General features: G+C 57.0%; 12 protein-coding genes and 1 pseudogene. 8 read left to right on the forward strand and 5 right to left on the reverse strand.

The genetic code is table 11. From position 1 onward, the window contains the following. Window positions 1-21 precede the first annotated feature (21 nt). A complete protein-coding gene (gene malE / locus LZU96_RS21745) occupies window positions 22-1,212 on the reverse strand; it encodes a maltose/maltodextrin ABC transporter substrate-binding protein MalE (protein WP_233988665.1) in 1,191 nt (396 codons plus the stop codon). Window positions 1,213-1,573: 361 nt separating this feature from the next. Here malE and malK point away from each other — a divergent pair, with 361 nt between their 5' ends. From malK to LZU96_RS21770, 5 genes and pseudogenes are all read left to right on the forward strand, one after another. Further along, window positions 1,574-2,683 carry a maltose/maltodextrin ABC transporter ATP-binding protein MalK gene (malK, locus tag LZU96_RS21750; protein WP_233988666.1) on the forward strand — a complete coding sequence of 370 codons (1,110 nt, stop codon included), beginning with the start codon at window positions 1,574-1,576 and terminating at the stop codon, window positions 2,681-2,683. Between the two features lie 42 nt (window positions 2,684-2,725). Further along, window positions 2,726-4,027: a maltoporin gene (locus LZU96_RS21755; RefSeq protein ID WP_233988667.1), complete on the forward strand. Its 1,302-nt coding sequence runs from the start codon at window positions 2,726-2,728 to the stop codon at window positions 4,025-4,027. A 104-nt stretch (window positions 4,028-4,131) separates the two neighbouring features. Then, entirely contained in the window at window positions 4,132-5,058 is a 927-nt protein-coding gene (gene malM / locus LZU96_RS21760) for a maltose operon protein MalM (RefSeq protein WP_233988668.1), read from the forward strand. 256 nt (window positions 5,059-5,314) lie between these two features. Next, on the forward strand, window positions 5,315-5,536 hold the full coding sequence (locus LZU96_RS21765) for a type II toxin-antitoxin system Phd/YefM family antitoxin (RefSeq protein WP_233988669.1): 222 nt from the start codon (window positions 5,315-5,317) through the stop codon (window positions 5,534-5,536). Next, window positions 5,533-5,898, forward strand: a pseudogene (locus LZU96_RS21770) (type II toxin-antitoxin system death-on-curing family toxin). The gene LZU96_RS21765 and the pseudogene LZU96_RS21770 overlap by 4 nt, the downstream one beginning before the upstream one ends. Before the next feature lie 43 nt (window positions 5,899-5,941). Here LZU96_RS21770 and tnpA read toward each other — a convergent pair. Beyond that, window positions 5,942-6,340 (reverse strand): IS200/IS605 family transposase, encoded by a 399-nt coding sequence (tnpA, locus tag LZU96_RS21775; RefSeq protein ID WP_262287749.1) that lies wholly within the window; start codon window positions 6,338-6,340, stop codon window positions 5,942-5,944. Window positions 6,341-6,380: 40 nt separating this feature from the next. Here tnpA and LZU96_RS21780 point away from each other — a divergent pair, with 40 nt between their 5' ends. Then, window positions 6,381-7,589 carry an RNA-guided endonuclease InsQ/TnpB family protein gene (locus LZU96_RS21780; RefSeq protein WP_233988671.1) on the forward strand — a complete coding sequence of 403 codons (1,209 nt, stop codon included), beginning with the start codon at window positions 6,381-6,383 and terminating at the stop codon, window positions 7,587-7,589. A gap of 39 nt (window positions 7,590-7,628) precedes the next feature. Here the strand turns inward: LZU96_RS21780 and malQ are convergent, their stop codons facing one another. Together malQ and malP are read right to left on the reverse strand one after the other, a co-directional pair. Continuing rightward, window positions 7,629-9,704: a 4-alpha-glucanotransferase gene (malQ, locus tag LZU96_RS21785; RefSeq protein ID WP_233988672.1), complete on the reverse strand. Its 2,076-nt coding sequence runs from the start codon at window positions 9,702-9,704 to the stop codon at window positions 7,629-7,631. Window positions 9,705-9,712: 8 nt separating this feature from the next. Continuing rightward, entirely contained in the window at window positions 9,713-12,115 is a 2,403-nt protein-coding gene (gene malP, locus LZU96_RS21790) for a maltodextrin phosphorylase (protein WP_233988673.1), read from the reverse strand. Window positions 12,116-12,397: 282 nt separating this feature from the next. Between malP and malT the strand changes: the two genes are divergently transcribed. Then, window positions 12,398-15,100, forward strand: coding sequence for an HTH-type transcriptional regulator MalT (gene malT, locus LZU96_RS21795; protein WP_233988674.1), 2,703 nt, complete (start codon window positions 12,398-12,400; stop codon window positions 15,098-15,100). A 323-nt stretch (window positions 15,101-15,423) separates the two neighbouring features. Here the strand turns inward: malT and LZU96_RS21800 are convergent, their stop codons facing one another. Next, window positions 15,424-16,086, reverse strand: a complete 663-nt coding sequence (locus tag LZU96_RS21800; protein WP_233988675.1) for a Fe2+-dependent dioxygenase — start codon at window positions 16,084-16,086, stop codon at window positions 15,424-15,426. Between the two features lie 68 nt (window positions 16,087-16,154). Between LZU96_RS21800 and LZU96_RS21805 the strand changes: the two genes are divergently transcribed. Then, complete coding sequence (locus tag LZU96_RS21805; RefSeq protein WP_233988676.1) at window positions 16,155-16,439, forward strand: hypothetical protein; 285 nt, start codon at window positions 16,155-16,157, stop codon at window positions 16,437-16,439. The last annotated feature ends 321 nt before the right edge of the window (window positions 16,440-16,760 follow it).

The following is a 16,760-nucleotide window of genomic DNA, read 5'->3' on the forward strand; positions in this document are numbered from 1 at the left end:
GCCCCGGCCGTAAAGGGTGAATTACTTTTTCAGGCGCGCCTGGGCATCTTTCAGTGCGGCATCCACGCTCTGACGACCGCCCAGCGCATTCAGGGTGGCGGTGCGCATCGCGTACCAGAACGCGGCCATTTGTGGAATGTTCGGCATGATATCGCCGTAACGGGCGTTGCTCATGGTGGCGGCAATGCGGGTATCTTTCTCCAGCGTCTGCTGGAATGATTTCAGCGCCACGGCACCCAGCGGCTTGTCTTTGTTAACCGCATCCAGTCCGGCATCGGTCAGCAGATAGTTTTCCAGGAACTCTTTCGCCAGCTCTTTGTTCGGGCTGGCGGCGTTGATCCCGGCACTCAGCACGCCGACAAAGGCTTTTGACGGTTTGCCGTTCAGCGTGGGTAACTCAGCCACGCCATAGTCGATGCCGCTTTTATCGATGTTGCTCCACGCCCAGGGACCATTAATGGTCATGGCGGTTTCCCCTTTGTTGAAGGCGGCTTCAGCTATCGAGTAGTCGGTGTCAGCATTCAGGGTTTTGGCTTTGACCTGATCGACCAGGAACTGCATACCCGCTTTGGCACCGGCGTTATCCACCCCGACATCTTTCACGTCATAGCGTCCGTCATTCAGCTTAAAGGCGTAAGCGCCACCGGCGGCCAGCAGCGGCCAGGTGAAGTAGGGTTCCTGCAGGTTAAACATGATGGCGCTTTTGCCTTTGGCGCGCAGTTGCTTATCGAGCCCGGCAATCTCTTCCCAGGTTTTCGGCGGTTGTGGCAGCAGCTTTTTGTTGTAGATCAGCGACAGGGATTCAACCGAAATCGGATAACCGATCAGCTTGCCGTCGAAGCGCACCGCATCCCAGGTGAAAGGGAAGATTTTTTGCTGGAAGCTGGCGTCCGGGCTGATCTCAGCCAGCAGGCCGGATTGGGCGTAGCCGCCAAAGCGGTCATGCGCCCAGAAGATGATATCCGGGCCATCGCCGGTGGCGGCAACCTGCGGATACTTCTCTTCCATCTTGTCAGGATGCTCCACCGTCACTTGAATGCCGGTCTCCTGTTCAAACTTCTTACCGACCTCGGCCAGGCCGTTATAGCCTTTGTCGCCGTTGATCCAGATGACCAACTTGCCTTCCTCAATTTTTGCCACTGCGGATGCTGAAAACAGCACGGCAGAGAGGGCAGAGAGGGCCAGAATTCGTGCACCGGTTTTCATCGTCATAAGTCCATCCTGTTTGCGGAAGCGGTGATTGCTCTACCGGCAACATTGTGCGCATCCGTCACCGCTTCTCATCCTCCTTCGCTCTACGCCCTGTGGCTGAGGGGTGTGATCGCGCTGGCAAAAAGCGGGCGAAGCGGCCGGATACGGGCTAAAAATTCCGGCAGGTCTGCGTTAGCGATCACAAAAAACAGCCAGCGGCCGCCTGCTGCCGCGTCAGCCGCGCTTTCTCCTCCTCCCGTCTCCTCCCCCAGCAGGTTGCGCTGCGGCGGAGGATGTTAGCCCCGCCATCGTTGCGCATAGTAAGCCCCGCAACCCGTCTGCCGAGAGCAGACACGAATGAGCAGCTAAGAGGGAAGGGATCATGGCGAGCGTTGTGCTACGCAATGTCACAAAAGCCTGGGGCGATACGGTGGTGTCGAAAGATATCGATCTCACTATTCGTGAAGGGGAATTTGTCGTTTTTGTTGGCCCATCAGGCTGTGGCAAATCAACACTGCTGCGCATGATTGCCGGACTGGAAACCATCACCAGCGGGGAGCTGCTGATTGGTGACCGCCGCATGAATGAGGTGCCGCCAGCCGAGCGTGGTATCGGCATGGTGTTTCAATCCTATGCGCTCTATCCGCACCTGTCGGTGGCGGAAAACATGTCTTTTGGCCTGAAGCTGGCCGGGGTGAAAAAAGCGGAAATTCATCAGCGGGTGAATCAGGTGGCGGAGATTCTGCAACTGGCCCATCTGCTGGACCGTCGCCCTAAAGCGTTATCCGGCGGGCAGCGTCAGCGCGTGGCGATTGGCCGGACGCTGGTGGCGGAACCGCGGGTTTTCCTGCTGGATGAGCCGCTCTCCAACCTCGATGCGGCGCTGCGCGTCCAGATGCGAATTGAGATCTCGCGTCTGCATAAGCGCCTGAAGCGCACCATGATTTACGTTACGCACGATCAGATCGAAGCGATGACGCTGGCCGATAAGATTGTGGTGCTTGATGCCGGGCGCATCGCGCAGGTGGGCAAGCCGCTGGAGCTCTATCACTATCCCGCCAATCGCTTCGTTGCCGGCTTTATCGGCTCACCGAAAATGAATTTCCTGCCGGTCAAAGTGACCGCCACCGCCATCGATCAGGTGCAGGTCCGGCTGCCAAATCAGCAACTGGTCTGGCTGCCGGTCGACAGCGCAGGCGTGCAGATCGGCAGCAACATGTCACTGGGCATCCGCCCTGAACATCTGCTCTCCAGCGATATCGCTGACGTCACCCTTGAAGGTGAAGTGCAGGTGGTGGAGCAACTGGGACATGAAACCCAGATCCACATCCAGATTCCCGCCATTCGTCAAAACCTGGTCTACCGCCAGGAGGACGTCGTGCTGGTAAAAGAGGGCGCCATCCTCGGTATCGGCCTGCCGCCCGAGCGCTGTCACCTGTTCCGCGAGGACGGGAGCGCCTGTCGCAGACTGTATCAGGAGCCGGGTGTATAGCCCTGCCAAAACAATAAAAGCAATGACCTCAGGAGATAGAAAATGTTAACTCTGCGCAAACTTCCCCTCGCCGTTGCCGTCGCGGTGGGAACCCTCTCCGCCCCGACGATGGCGGTTGATTTTACCGGGTACGCCCGTTCCGGCATCGGCTGGACCGGCAGCGGTGGTGAACAGCAATGTTTTCAGGCCACCGGTGCTCAAAGTAAATACCGTCTGGGTAACGAATGCGAAACCTACGCCGAATTAAAATTAGGTCAGGAAGTGTGGAAAGAGGGCGATAAGAGCTTCTATTTCGACACCAACGTGGCCTACTCCGTGGCGCAGCAGAATGACTGGGAAGCGACCTCACCGGCCTTCCGTGAAGCCAACGTGAAGGGAAAAAACCTGATCGAGGCGCTGCCCGGTTCCACCATCTGGGCCGGTAAGCGTTTCTATCAGCGTCATGACGTTCACATGATCGACTTCTACTACTGGGATATCTCCGGTCCGGGTGCCGGTCTGGAAGATGTGGATCTCGGTTTCGGTAAGCTGTCATTCGCCGCGACCCGCTCGTCTGAAGCGGGCGGCTCTTACACCTTCTCCAGCGATCGTATCCGTGACTTCGCCACCAGCACCGCCAACGACGTGTTCGACGTGCGTCTGGCCGGGCTGGAAACCAACACCAACGGCGTGCTGGAACTGGGGGTCGACTACGGTCGTGCCAACGCCCGTGACGACTACCGTCTGGAAGATGGCGCCTCGAAAGATGGCTGGATGTTCACGGCTGAACATACCCAGAGCATGCTGAAGGGCTACAACAAATTTGTGCTGCAGTATGCCACCGATGCGCTGACCTCGCAGGGCAAAGGCGTGCCGCAGGGTACCAGTCTCAACAACAACGGCGACATGTATCGCATCCTCGACCACGGCGCAATCTCGCTGGCGGAACGCTGGGATCTGATGTATGTGGCGATGTATCAGAATATCGATCTGGATAATAACCGCGGCACCGAGTGGTACACCGTCGGCGTGCGCCCGATGTACAAATGGACGCCGATCATGAGCACCCTGCTGGAGCTGGGCTACGACAACGTGAAGTCGCAGCAGGCTAACGAGCGCAACGGCCAGTATAAAGTGACGCTGGCGCAGCAGTGGCAGGCCGGTGACAGCATCTGGTCCCGTCCGGCGCTGCGCGTGTTCGCGACCTACGCCAAATGGGATGAGAAGTGGGGCTACAGCAAAGACAGTTCCGGCGATCTCACCACCTTCGCCTCTGCAGACAGTACCGGTAACGGCATCCTGACTAACAGCCGTGGCGATAACGACGAGATTACCTTCGGTGCGCAGATGGAAATCTGGTGGTAAGCCGACGCTCTCCAGCACAGGCGCGGTTGCGCGCCTGACAGAACTTTTGGGTCACGGTGCGCCATTGCCTGGTTCGCGTCGTGGCCTGCAATAAGGTAGGCATAATGAAAATGAAAAAACTGGCTGCACTCTGCCTGAGCGCGGCGTTACTGGCCGGACATGCTCTTCCCGCCCTGGCGGATGTCAATCTGGTGCCGCAGGATCTCTCGTCCGCACCGGTGGTGGCGCCCGAAACGCTGCAACGCCTGAGCTGGCAACCGCTGGCTGCCTCTCAGACCCAGACTATCCAGCTGGCGAACAGCGGACAGTCGCTGAATGCCCCGCACATCGCCGGATCGGTGGCGGCCTTTAGTCTGCCAGCCAACATCGGTGAACTGACGGTGACGCTGAGCAGCGAAGTGGCGAACAATCAGGTTTTCGCCCCGAACGTGCTGGTGCTGGATGAAAATATGCGGCCCGCCGCCTGGTTCCCGAGCCGCTACTTCACCTACCAGAAACCGGGCGTGATGGCGGCGGACCGGCTGGAAGGGGTGATGAAACTGACGCCAGCGCTGGGCCAGCAAAAAATTTACCTGCTGGTGTTTACCACCGAACAGGATCTGACACAGACCACCACGCTGCTTGATCCGGCCAAGGCTTACGCGCAGGGCACCGGTCACGCGGTGCCGGATATTCCCGATCCGATTGCGCGCCACAGCAGTCAAGGGACGCTGAAGCTGAAGCTGCAGACCAGTTCCGGATCATCAATTCTGGTCGGCCCGCTGTTTGGCTCTTCCGGTCCGGGTCCGGTCACGGTCGGCAACACCGCTCCGGCGGCGGCCTATCGTACTGCGCCTGCAGCGGCCCCCGCACCGGCGGCAAAAGCGGAACCGATCATGAGTGACACGGAAAGTTACTTTAATCAGAAGATTAAACAGGCAGTGGATAGCGGCAATATCGATAAGGCGCTGAAGCTGCTGGATGAAGCCGAGCGGCTGGGATCAACTTCCGCCCGGCAGACCTTTATCAGTAGTGTTAAAGGCAAGGGGTGAAGCGGCCCCGACAATACTGATGTTGTCCCACCTGGTGCGCTGCGGCGCACCTTTTTTATGCGGCAGAAATCCCCTGTCTGAGGAGTCTTTCAGCTGTTATCCCGGGTGACTACTCTGCCTGTTTTTTGATACCCCAGCCGATTAAGCGTTGGACCAGCGCTTAATAATGGATAGTCTCGTACTGCCGAAGACAGATCATAATCCTTGTGTTGTACCTTTGTTATGTACATTTCCGAAAAGTATTGATGGGGGTTTTATGCGCACCTATACCACAACTCAGGCCCGGCAAAATATTGCTGAGGTTATGGAAAAAGCTACCGCTGGTGAGCCGGTTGAGATCACCCGGCGTGATGGTTCTTCTGCCGTGCTGATTAGCCGCAATGACTTTAATGCGTGGCAAGAGGCGAAACTGGATGCTGACTTTGCCACCATCATGGGACGACATGACCGCACCATTAAGGCGCTGGCCGATCGGTGAAATGGGTCAGCGCGCAGAGGTGATAAGCTTCCATAATCGCTTGTTGACCCTGCTGCCGGGCGTCCCAGGCATACCTGATCCCGAAAGGGCAGAAAAGATTATCCATCGGCTACAAATCAGCTTTATTAAATATTTATGCACTGGCCGCACTCTGCCTGGTTGCTATCGCCCCTGGGCATATTTTCAATGATGGCAATAAACGAACAGCTTTTTTCGTTGTGATGGTGTTTTTAAACCGTAACGGTATTGCTATCCGGGATGAAGATGACGAACTTGAGGAGTTAACCGTCTCGGCCGCGACCGGCGCTGTTACGCCCGATCAGGTTGCCGCTGTTTTACGCCGTTTATCAGATGCGCCGTAAAACCCCGTCCTTCAGGGCGGGGATATAAGGCGCGGTTTTCCGACTAACCTGGTGTTTGTTGCTGCTCGATGTATTGCCGGATGATCGATATTGGCGCTCCTCCACAACTGCTTGCAAAATAACTCGGTGTCCACAAAACGCCTTTGTAGTAATAGCGTTGGGCGATGTCCGGCCTGTCACGGCGAAGCAGCCTGCTGGATACGCCCTTAAGACTGTTGACCAGATTCGATACTGCGAGCTTTGGCGGATAGTTGATCAGTAAATGCACGTGATCGCATTCGCCGTCCATCTCAACCAGTTCAACATCAAAATCAGCGCATACGCTGGCAAAGTAGCTGCGTAGCTTTTCGATAGCATCCAGATCAAATATCTTTCGTCGATATTTGGTGACGAATACCAAGTGAACGTGCATCAGGAAAACGCAGTGTCTTCCCCGGCGAATATCAGTTTCTTATGTCATAGACCAAAGTATAATGATAGTCATGAAACGACTTCAAGCCTTCAAATTCCAGTTAAGGCCAAATGGCCAGCAGGAGCGCGATATGCGGCGCTTCGCAGGGGCTTGTCGGTTCGTTTTTAACCGTGTGCTGGCACTTCAGAATGAAAACCATGACGCGGGGAATAAATATATCCCCTACACCAAAATGGCTTCATGGCTCATTGAGTGTAAATCTGCGCCTGAAACGCAATGGTTGAAAGAATCACCCTCGCAGCCGTTGCAGCAGTCACTGAAAGATCTGGAGCGCGGCTACAAAAATTTCTTCCAGAAGCGTGCTGCATTCCCTCGTTTCAAGAAACGCGGCCAAAACGATGCATTCCGCTACCCGCAAGGCGTGAAGCTCGATCAGGCCAACCATCGTATATCGCTTCCAAAGTTGGGATGGGTACGCTATCGCAATAGCCGTGAAGTCATCGGCGAAGTGAAAAACGTCACGGTCAGCCAGTCATGCGGTAAATGGTACGTCAGTATCCAGACGGAATATGAAGTAGCTGATCCGGTTCACAACGCAGAGTCAATAGTCGGACTGGATGCCGGAGTCACGAAACTCGCCACGCTTTCAGATGGCACGGTATATCAGCCCGTCAACAGTTTTAAAGCAAGCCAGCGCAAGCTGGCAGTGCTCCAGAAACAATTAAGTCGCAAAGAAAAGTTCAGTGTAAACTGGCAGAAGCAGAAGCGAAAAATCCAGCGTCTTCACTCGCATATTGCCAATGTCCGGCGCGACTACCTTCACAAAGTCACCAGTGAAATCAGCAAAAACCACGCGATGATCGTCATTGAGGATTTGAAGGTCAGTAACATGTCGAAATCGGCAAAAGGCACGGCAGAGCAGCCAGGGCGAAATGTCCGAGCCAAATCTGGCCTGAACCGCTCGATACTGGATCAGGGCTGGTATGAAATGCGTCGTCAGCTTGAGTACAAGCAGCTCTGGCGCGGTGGTCAGGTACTTGCCATACCTCCGGCATACACAAGCCAGCGTTGCGCCTGCTGCGGTCATACAGCGAAGGATAATCGTCAGTCACAAAGTAAATTCGAGTGCCAGATATGCGGCTACACCGCGAATGCTGATATCAACGGTGCTCGTAATATTTTAGCGGCAGGACATGCCGTGCTTGCCTGTGGAGGGATGGTGCAGTCAGGCCGCCCGTTGAAGCAGGAACCCACCGAGGCGAGTCAGGCTCTGGTCTGAACGCGGCAGGAATCCCCGTCCTTTAGGGCGGGGAGGATGTCAACTCTTAACAAGGCCTTTTCGGCTAGCGGTCAGATCACGCAGCAGCGTGTCGGTAGCGGGATCGCTGAACAGCGTTTCCAGCGTGGCGCTGAGCTTGCGTCGCCAGTTCGGATACTCGTCGCTGGTGCCGGGAATATTGACCGGTGCCGCCATATCCAGCCAGTCCTCCGGTTGCAGACCCAGCAACGCACTGTGGCTGTCCGCCAGATAACGCTGCATCGCCCGGTTCAGCGCTTTGCTCATCTGGGTACGACGGGCATCGCGTCCGGCACGTTTGGGCAGCGCGCCGACCCGATGCAGGCTGTTGAGCAACGCCTGCTTCGCCCGCAACCGATCCTGATATAACCCCGCCAGCACCACTTTGTCAGGATAGAGGCCGAGCTTCGCCCCAAGAGTAAGATCGTCGCTTTGCCACCAGCCGCGCAGCGTTGGTAAATCGTGGGTGGTGGCGACGGCCATCGCCTGACGCGGCCACTCGGCCGGCGGACGAAAACCCTGCGCGGAGGCCTGCTCAAAATAGAGCACCTTGTAGGAGTAAACCCCGCCGTCGCGCAGCTTATCGACAATTTCTGCCGGAACGGTACCAAGATCTTCACCGATCACCATGCAGCGGTGACGCTGACTTTCCAGCGCCAGGATCGCCAGTAAATCATCGATTGGATAGTGGACATAAGCGCCGTTGGCGGCGCCCTGACCGGCTGGGATCCACCACAGACGCAGTAACGCCATCACATGATCGATACGCAACGCGCCGCAGTCGCGCATATTGGCGCGCAACAGGGCAATCCACGGCTGCCAGGCGCGCTGCTGCATCACCTGCGGGTCCATCGGCGGCAAACCCCAGTCCTGGCCGCGCGGGCCCAGTATATCGGGTGGTGCGCCGACGCTGGCATCGAGGCAATAGAGATGGCGTTCGCTCCAGGTTTCAGCCCCGCCTTGCGCCACTCCGACCGCCAGATCGCGATAGAGTCCAATCGGCATCTGCTGCTGCTGACTGCACTGCCAGCAGGCGGCAAACTGCTCTGCGGCCAGCCACTGCAGCCACAGCCAGAAACGCACCTGATCGCCTTGCTGGTGCAGAAACTGCTGCACTGCCGGACTGTCGGGTTGCTGTAACGCCACTGGCCACACCGGCCAGCCCCAGCGCTGGCTATCCTGCGCCATCTGGTCGGCATGCAGCGCATCAAACAGCGCCTGATGTAACAGACTTTCGCCGCCTTGCTGAATAAAGGCGTTAAACGCCCGCACGTCGGTATCATCGGCCTCACGCTGCATAAACTGCGGCCAGGCTAAGCGAAGCGCAGCCATTTTTAGCCGGGTAACGGCCGGATAATCCACCCACTCAGCCGATCGTGCCTGTTCCAGCGCCTGCTGCGTTGCAGCCTGCTGCCACCACGCCTGTGCCGCTGGTGAACGCTGAAAATCCGCCACCGCGCTCACATCGATGTAAATCACATTCAGCCAGCGGCGGGACGAGGGACTGTAAGGGCTGGCGCTGTCGGGTGAAGCCGGGAACAGCGCATGGATCGGGTTCAGACCGATAAACGCGCCACCGCGTGCCGCCACCTCCGGCAGCATCCGGCGTAAATCACCGAAATCACCGATGCCCCAGTTCTCTGCCGAACGCAGCGTGTAAAGCTGGACGCAGGCGCCCCATAAAGCGTGACCGGCTACCAGCGCCGGCGGCTCATAGCAGCGTGCCGGTGCGATAATCAGCTGGCAGGTCCACTGCTGATGCCCCTGCTGCAACGTCAGCTGATGATAACCTTCAGCCAGCGGTGGCAGCGGCAGCGACTGCGCAGGCTGGCAGCGACCCGCGGTGATCTCACCCGTCTCGCGGGTGAGCTGCCAGTGCGCTTCCGTGCTGAGCTGCGGCGAGAGGCGCAGCCTCTCGCCACTGCGAAAAATTACCACCGGCGGCAGCGGCGTGGTCGCCGGTCGCGGCGGCTGCATCACCGCCAGCAAACGCTGGCGGGTGTCGGCCGGGATCGCCTGCGGCTGGCCGTGGGCATTAATATACTCGGCGGCAATACCTGCCTGAGAAAACGGGTCCAGTACCTGTTCGGTTTTCATGGCGTTCCTTAGCGCGTGGCTTGCCAGATACGCTGCTGATAGTCGCGGATGGCACGATCGGAACTGAACATGCCGCAACGCGCGGTATTCAGGATGGTGGCGCGTGTCCAGCCATCCTGATCGCTCCACAGCGCTTCCACCTGCGCCTGCGCATCGAGGTAGGGCTGGAAATCGGCCAGCACCAGATAGGGATCGCCGCCTTCCGGGCCGAGGCTATGCAGCATAGCGTCAAACGCCGAACAGTCGCCCTGACTGAAGGTGCCATCTTCCAGCGCCTGCAACACCTGATTGAGCTGATGATCTTTCTTACGCCACTGCGCCGGGGCATAGCCGTCGGCCTTTAACGCCACCACCTGATCGACGGTGTGACCGAAGATAAAGATGTTCTCGCTGCCAACCTGTTCGGCGATTTCAACGTTAGCGCCATCCAGCGTACCGATGGTCAGCGCGCCGTTGAGCGCCAGCTTCATGTTGCCGGTGCCGGAGGCTTCCTTACCGGCGGTGGAGATCTGCTCGGAGAGATCGGCCGCCGGGATCAGCCGCTCGGCCACCGAAACGTTATAGTCAGGCACAAACACCACTTTCAGACGGTTGCCGACCCGCGGGTCCTGGTTGATGGTTTCCGCGACTTTGTTGATGGCATAAATGATGTTCTTCGCCAGCGCATAACCCGGTGCCGCTTTGGCCCCGAACAGCACCACGCGCGGTACCCGATTGGCCTGCGGATCGGTGACCAGCGTTTGCCACAGCGCAATAATATGCAGCAGGCTCAGATGCTGACGTTTGTACTCATGCAGGCGTTTAATCTGCACGTCGAACAGCGCCTCAGGATCGATCTCGATCCCGGTACGCGCCGCGACCCATTTCGCCAGCGCTACTTTGTTCTGCTGTTTGATGGCGCGATATTCCGCACGGAACGTTGCATCGTCGGCAAACGCCTCCAGTCCCTGCAGCGCATCAAGATCGTTCAGCCAGGGTTTTTGCAGCGTTTTGTCGATTAACGCGCTCAGCGCCGGGTTGCACTGATTGATCCAGCGACGCGGTGTGATGCCGTTAGTGACGTTATGGAATTTTTCCGGCCACAGCTGGTGATATTCCGGAAACAGATCCTGCACCACCAGTTTCGAGTGCAGTGCCGCCACGCCGTTCACCGCAAAACCGCTGGTGACGCACAGGTTCGCCATGCGCAGCTGGTTGTTATGCACCAGCGCCAGCTTCGCCCATTTCGCTTCATCGCCCGGCCAGCGTGCCTCAACCTGCGTTTTCAACTGGGCGTTGAGGGTGTTGATGATCATCATGTGGCGCGGCAGCAGGCTGCGCACCAGACGCACATCCCAGCACTCCAGCGCTTCCGGCATCAGGGTGTGATTGGTGTAAGCAAAGGTCTGTTGGGTAATCTGCCAGGCGCGATCCCAGCTCATCTGATGTTCATCCAGCAGCAGGCGCATCAGCTCGGGGATCGCCAGCGTCGGGTGCGTGTCGTTGAGCTGGATCACTTCATGATCGGCCAGAGTGTCAATGCGGCGACCGGCCTGATGATGGCGGCGCAGGATATCAGCCAGCGCACAGGCGCACTGGAAATATTGCTGCATCAGACGCAGTTTTTTGCCGTTCTGATGATTGTCATTCGGGTAGAGCACTTTAGTCAGTTTTTCAGCGTCGATTCCCTGCTGTTCAGCGCGCAGGAAATCACCGTCGTTAAAGCGGTTAAGATTGAACGGCTGCGCATGTTTCGCCTGCCACAGGCGCAACGGCTGGCTGATGCCGTTCTGGTATCCCACCACCGGCAGATCCCAGGCTTCGCCCTGCAGCACGAAGGCCGGTTGCCAGTGCGGGCGTCCGTCAACGGGTGTGACTTTGCCACCCAGGCCCACTTCGACATTCAGCGCCGCATTATGGTTAAACCACGGATAGCGATCGCGCTGCCAGTCATCGGGGGTTTCATGTTGTGCGCCATCTTCGAAACGCTGGCGGAACAAACCGTACTGGTAGTTCAGCCCGTAGCCGATGGCGGGTTGTCCCACCGTTGCCATCGAGTCGAGAAAACAGGCGGCCAGGCGTCCGAGGCCGCCGTTACCCAGCGCCGGATCGGTTTCGTTTTCCAGCACCTCAGTCAGTGAGATATCCCACGTCGCCAGCGCCTCGTTTACCGCGTTATACCAGCCGAGATTCAGCAGGTTGTTGCCGGTCAGCCGGCCAATCAGAAATTCCATCGACAGGTAATTGACGTGGCGCAGCGAGCTATCCGCCGCAACCGCAGGCTGAGCCGCCAGCAGATCGGCCAGCGCGCCGCTCAGCGCCTGCCACCACTGGGCGTGAGTCATTTCACGCGCATCGCGCAAGCCAAACCGTTGCCACTGACGCGTCAGGGCAGCAGTAAAATGTTCAGGGTTAAATTCGGGCTGTGTCATGGTTAGTGTCCTGTCAGAACAGTAATGGTCAATGTGGCATCAGTGTGCCCGTGCGACAGGAAAGGCTCCTCCTCCTGAAGCGAATTAGACCAGGAGGATAGGGAGGGTGGAGAGGCTGAGGCTAATCTGAAAGCGCGCCGAGAGTGTGATTGCGCGCGCTTTTGTAAAGTTTACTTAATGGGTTTACTTGCATTCACCAGGCGAATGGCTGAACGTGTGTAAGGAATAATTACGAAGCGTAAAATAATGATGCGCTCGACGTGAATGGAGAAACGTGCGCCCATGTTAATACCCTCTAAACTCAGCCGCCCGGTTCGCCTTGAAGGCACCGTCATCCGTGAAAGATTGCTGCAAAAGCTGACCGCTGCCGGTAATTACCGACTGGTGCTGATCACCAGTCCGGCGGGCTACGGCAAAACCACGCTGGTGTCGCAGTGGGCGGCGGGCAAAAATCATCTTGGCTGGTATTCCTTAGATGAGGGTGATAATCAGCCGGAGCGGTTCGCCGACTACCTGATCGCGGCGCTGCAACAGGCCAGCAACGGCGGCTGTCCGCGCAGCGAGTTACTGGCGCAGAAGCGGCAATACGTAAATCTCAACGCCCTGTTTTCTCAGTTATTTATTGAGCTGGTGGAGTGGCAGCAGCCGCTGTGGCTGATCGTAGATGACTACCATTTGATCACCAATCCGGTTATTCACGACGCGATGCGTTTTTTTCTGCGTCACCAGCCTGAAAATCTGACGCTAATCCTGCTGTCCCGCAACCTGCCACAGCTCGGCATCGCTAACCTGCGGGTGCGTGAACAGCTGATTGAACTCGGCAGCCAGCAACTGGCCTTTACCCATCAGGAAGCGCGGCAGTTTTTCGACTGCCGGCTGGCTGCACCGCTGGAAAGCGAGGAGAGCGGCAAACTGTGTGATGACGTCGCGGGCTGGGCCACCGCGCTGCAATTAATCGTGCTGTCGGCACGCCAGGGTGCCAGTGCGGCGCAGGATTCGGCGCGCCGCCTTTCCGGCATTAACGCCAGCCATCTCTCCGATTATCTGGTGGAAGAGGTGCTGGATAATGTTGACCTGCCAACCCGTCACTTTTTACTGAAAACCGCGCTGCTGCGCTCGATGAATGATGAGCTGATCGCCGGTGTCACCCGCGAAGAAAACGGCCAGATGCGGCTGGAAGAGATTGAGCGCCAGGGGCTGTTTTTGCAGCGCATGGACGATTCCGGCTGCTGGTTCAGCTACCATCCGCTGTTTGGTAATTTTCTGCGCCAGCGCTGTCAGTGGGAGCTGGCGGCGGAGCTGCCGGCACTGCATCGCGCCGCAGCGGAAAGCTGGATGGCGCAGGGCTTTCCTGGCGAGGCGATCCATCATGCGCTGGCCTCCGGCGATGCCAGTATGCTGCGTGATGTGCTGCTGAAGCACGCCTGGACGCTGTTTAATCAGAGCGAGCTGCCGCTGCTGGAGAACTCTCTGAAAGCGCTGCCGTGGGAGATGATGCTGGAAAACCCGATGCTGGTGCTGCTGCAGGCGTGGCTGATGCAGAGTCAGCATCGCTTTTCTGAAGTGGACAGTCTGCTGGCCCGTTTTGAACAGGCCAGCCGCTGCGAGATCGATGATGCGCTGCGTGGCGAATTTAATGCGCTACGTGCTCAGGTAGCGATCAACGATGGCAACACCGATGAAGCCGAGCGCCTGGCGAAAGTGGCGCTCGATACTTTACCTGCCAGCCGCCACTACAGCCGCATCGTGGCTACCTCGGTACACGGTGAGGTGATGCACTGCAAAGGTGATTTAGACAACTCTCTCAGCCTGATGCGTCAGACTGAACAGATGGCGCGCCGCGATGAGGCGTGGCATTACGCGCTGTGGAGCCTGATTCAGCAGAGTGAAATTTTGTTTGCTCAGGGCTTTTTGCAGGCGGCTTACGAAATTCAGAGTCGGGCCTTTGTGCTGGTCGACGAGCAGCATCTGGCGCAGTTTCCGCTGCATGAGTTTCTGCTGCGGATTCGCGCTCAGCTGCTGTGGGCGTGGGGACGACTGGAGGAGGCAGAGCAGGCGGCACGCGAAGGCATTAAGGTGCTGACCGGCTATCAGCCGCAACAGCAGATCCAGTGTCTGGGGCTGCTGGTGCAGTGCTCGCTGGCGCGTGGCAATTTAGATAACGCCCGCAGCTATCTCAACCGGCTGGAGAACCTGCTGAATAACGGCAACTGGCACAGTGACTGGATCGCTAATGCCGATAAAGTGCGGGTGATCTACTGGCAGATGACCGGCGACAGCGAAAGCGCCAGCAACTGGATGCGACAAACGCCGAAACCGGCTTTTGCCAATAACCATTTCCTGCAGGGACAGTGGCGCAACATCGCCCGGGCGCAGATTTTACTGGGTGATGTCAGCCAGGCGGAAGTGGTGCTGGAGGAGCTGAATGAAAATGCCCGCGCTCTGCGGCTGATGAGTGATTTGAACCGTAACCTGCTGCTGCTTAACCAGATTTACTGGCAAACCGATCGCAAAGCCGACGCCCAGCGCACGCTGATCGAAGCGTTAAAACTGGCGCGCAGCACCGGCTTTATCAGTCATTTTGTGATTGAAGGCGAGATGATGGCTCAGCAACTGCGTCAGCTGATTCAGCTGAATACCCTGAATGAGCTGGATAACCATCGCGCCCGACGCATTCTGCTGGAGATCAACAAATATCACCGTCACAAGTTCGCCCATTTTGATGAAGGCTTTGTCAGCCGGTTGCTTAACCATCCTGACGTGCCGGAACTGATCCGTACCAGTCCGCTGACGCAGCGTGAATGGCAGGTGCTGGGGTTAATCTACTCCGGCTACAGCAACGACCAGATTGCCGGTGAACTGGCGGTAGCATCCACTACCATCAAAACCCACATCCGTAACCTCTATCAGAAGCTGGGCGTGTCGCATCGGTCAGAAGCGATGAATCAGGTGCAGTCACTGCTGAAAATGATGGGTTACGTCTGACGGTGGGTGTCGCTATTCGGGCGGGCATCAGCCCGCTCATACCGAAGTGAATCTGCAGCAAAACCTTGATGCCCAGGCCCGCCTGATAGCGATATCTGTTATCAAACGGCAATGGTTGTATCAACTTCCGGGGGCGGGAGATCGGCCCCCGGTCAGCTCATTGGGTTTTGCAGACTGCTGTTGGCCTGGCGTCCACTTTCCCGGTCAGGCGGATGCCAGGACGCATCCAGCGATCAGGCAAAACGTGCAGGTATCGACGTCGCCGCGGAGATCGCACCAGAGAGGTAACGGGTACCATGTCTGCAACATATGCTTAACTTATCTTAATCCTCGACCCAACGCCGCATCAGGTTTGACTGCGTTTTTGCCAGCAGATCCATCTCTGGCGTTTTTCCCAACTGTTCGAAGAGTCGGTGGCGGGCAGTGTCCAGATCGAAAAGTATTTCGCGCTGCGCGGCATCGCGTATATAACTGCGAACCCAGGTGACAGCCGCTAACCGCTCGCCAGACACCACCGGTGCTACACGGTGCAAAGACGTCGTGGGATAGGTGACGGCATAACCCGCCGCGAGTTTAATTCCCTGCTCACCGGCTGCGGACTCTATTATCAATTCACCGCCTTCATATTGATCAGGATCTGAAAGGAAAACGGTGACTGAAACGTCAGTACGCATTCCTCTCATGATCGAATTATCAACATGGGTTCCATATTCCATGCCTTTTTCGTAGCGGCTGAACATCGGGGGAACAATATTTTTTGCCCGGGTTGCCATCCGGAACAGATCATTACCCATCAGGCGATCTTTAATAAGTTTCTGCATCTCTGCCAATTGCGGATCGGTACGGGAAACTTGTTCGTTCCTTTTTACCGGTCGCGCCTCACGTCCAGCGGTAACGCGACCATCGACATAATTAACATGACGCATTTTCTCGCTAAGCAGGCTCACTTCACCTGAACTCAGTAAATCGGCTATTATGACCAACATGTTATAATCCTTTTTCGAGACAAATCCTTAGGGATGATGATGATAACACTGAAGGGAGATCAAAGAGTATGCGTATGAAATTATGGATTGGCGTGGGTATTTTTGTCATGGCTCAATCGGGACAGGTTGCTTTTGCCGCTGTTCAGGATAGCCGAACCGAAACTCTGCCGATAAATTATCAGAGTGGCGAACACGAAGGCGGCGAGTACGAAGGCGGTGAGCACGAAGGCGGCGAGTACGAAGGCGGTGAGCACGAAGGTGGCGAGTACGAAGGCGGCGAGCATGAAGGTGGCGAGCACGAAGGTGGCGAGCATGAAGGCGGCGAGCATGAAGGCGGCGAGCACGAAGGCTAATGTTTACGAGCTCAGACCTGGTCTGACAGTGACCTGTTATTTATACTGACCGCCCCGTTTCCTGGGGCGTTATTAAACCCGTTACTCACGCTGCCAGAGGATTGACAGCGTGAGTAGCAGTCCTGTTTGACTATGGATTTTTTTATAACGTCGGTTTATCCACGCTTTAATTTCCTGCCCATCCAGACTTGCCCGGACATAAGTTCATTCTCTGTTCTCCCTGTTTATTATCAGTAGTGGCTGGCTAACAGGACATTCTTCGTTCGTCTCTGTATACAGTGAAAATGAAATCGTGAGTCTGCCATTATCCCGCTTCACTTA

The sequence above is a fragment of the Pantoea agglomerans genome, from assembly GCF_021397715.1.
GTDB classification, from domain to species: domain Bacteria; phylum Pseudomonadota; class Gammaproteobacteria; order Enterobacterales; family Enterobacteriaceae; genus Pantoea; species Pantoea astica.

Excerpts from the sequence above, each read along its gene's own strand:
- malE (WP_233988665.1), bottom strand. The coding sequence starts at position 1,212 with ATGACGATGAAAACCGGTGCACGAATTCTGGCCCTCTCTGCCCTCTCT.
- malK (WP_233988666.1), top strand. The coding sequence starts at position 1,574 with ATGGCGAGCGTTGTGCTACGCAATGTCACAAAAGCCTGGGGCGATACG.
- LZU96_RS21755 (WP_233988667.1), top strand. The coding sequence starts at position 2,726 with ATGTTAACTCTGCGCAAACTTCCCCTCGCCGTTGCCGTCGCGGTGGGA.
- malM (WP_233988668.1), top strand. The coding sequence starts at position 4,132 with ATGAAAATGAAAAAACTGGCTGCACTCTGCCTGAGCGCGGCGTTACTG.
- LZU96_RS21765 (WP_233988669.1), top strand. The coding sequence starts at position 5,315 with ATGCGCACCTATACCACAACTCAGGCCCGGCAAAATATTGCTGAGGTT.
- LZU96_RS21780 (WP_233988671.1), top strand. The coding sequence starts at position 6,381 with ATGAAACGACTTCAAGCCTTCAAATTCCAGTTAAGGCCAAATGGCCAG.
- malQ (WP_233988672.1), bottom strand. The coding sequence starts at position 9,704 with ATGAAAACCGAACAGGTACTGGACCCGTTTTCTCAGGCAGGTATTGCC.
- malP (WP_233988673.1), bottom strand. The coding sequence starts at position 12,115 with ATGACACAGCCCGAATTTAACCCTGAACATTTTACTGCTGCCCTGACG.
- malT (WP_233988674.1), top strand. The coding sequence starts at position 12,398 with ATGTTAATACCCTCTAAACTCAGCCGCCCGGTTCGCCTTGAAGGCACC.
- LZU96_RS21800 (WP_233988675.1), bottom strand. The coding sequence starts at position 16,086 with ATGTTGGTCATAATAGCCGATTTACTGAGTTCAGGTGAAGTGAGCCTG.
- LZU96_RS21805 (WP_233988676.1), top strand. The coding sequence starts at position 16,155 with ATGCGTATGAAATTATGGATTGGCGTGGGTATTTTTGTCATGGCTCAA.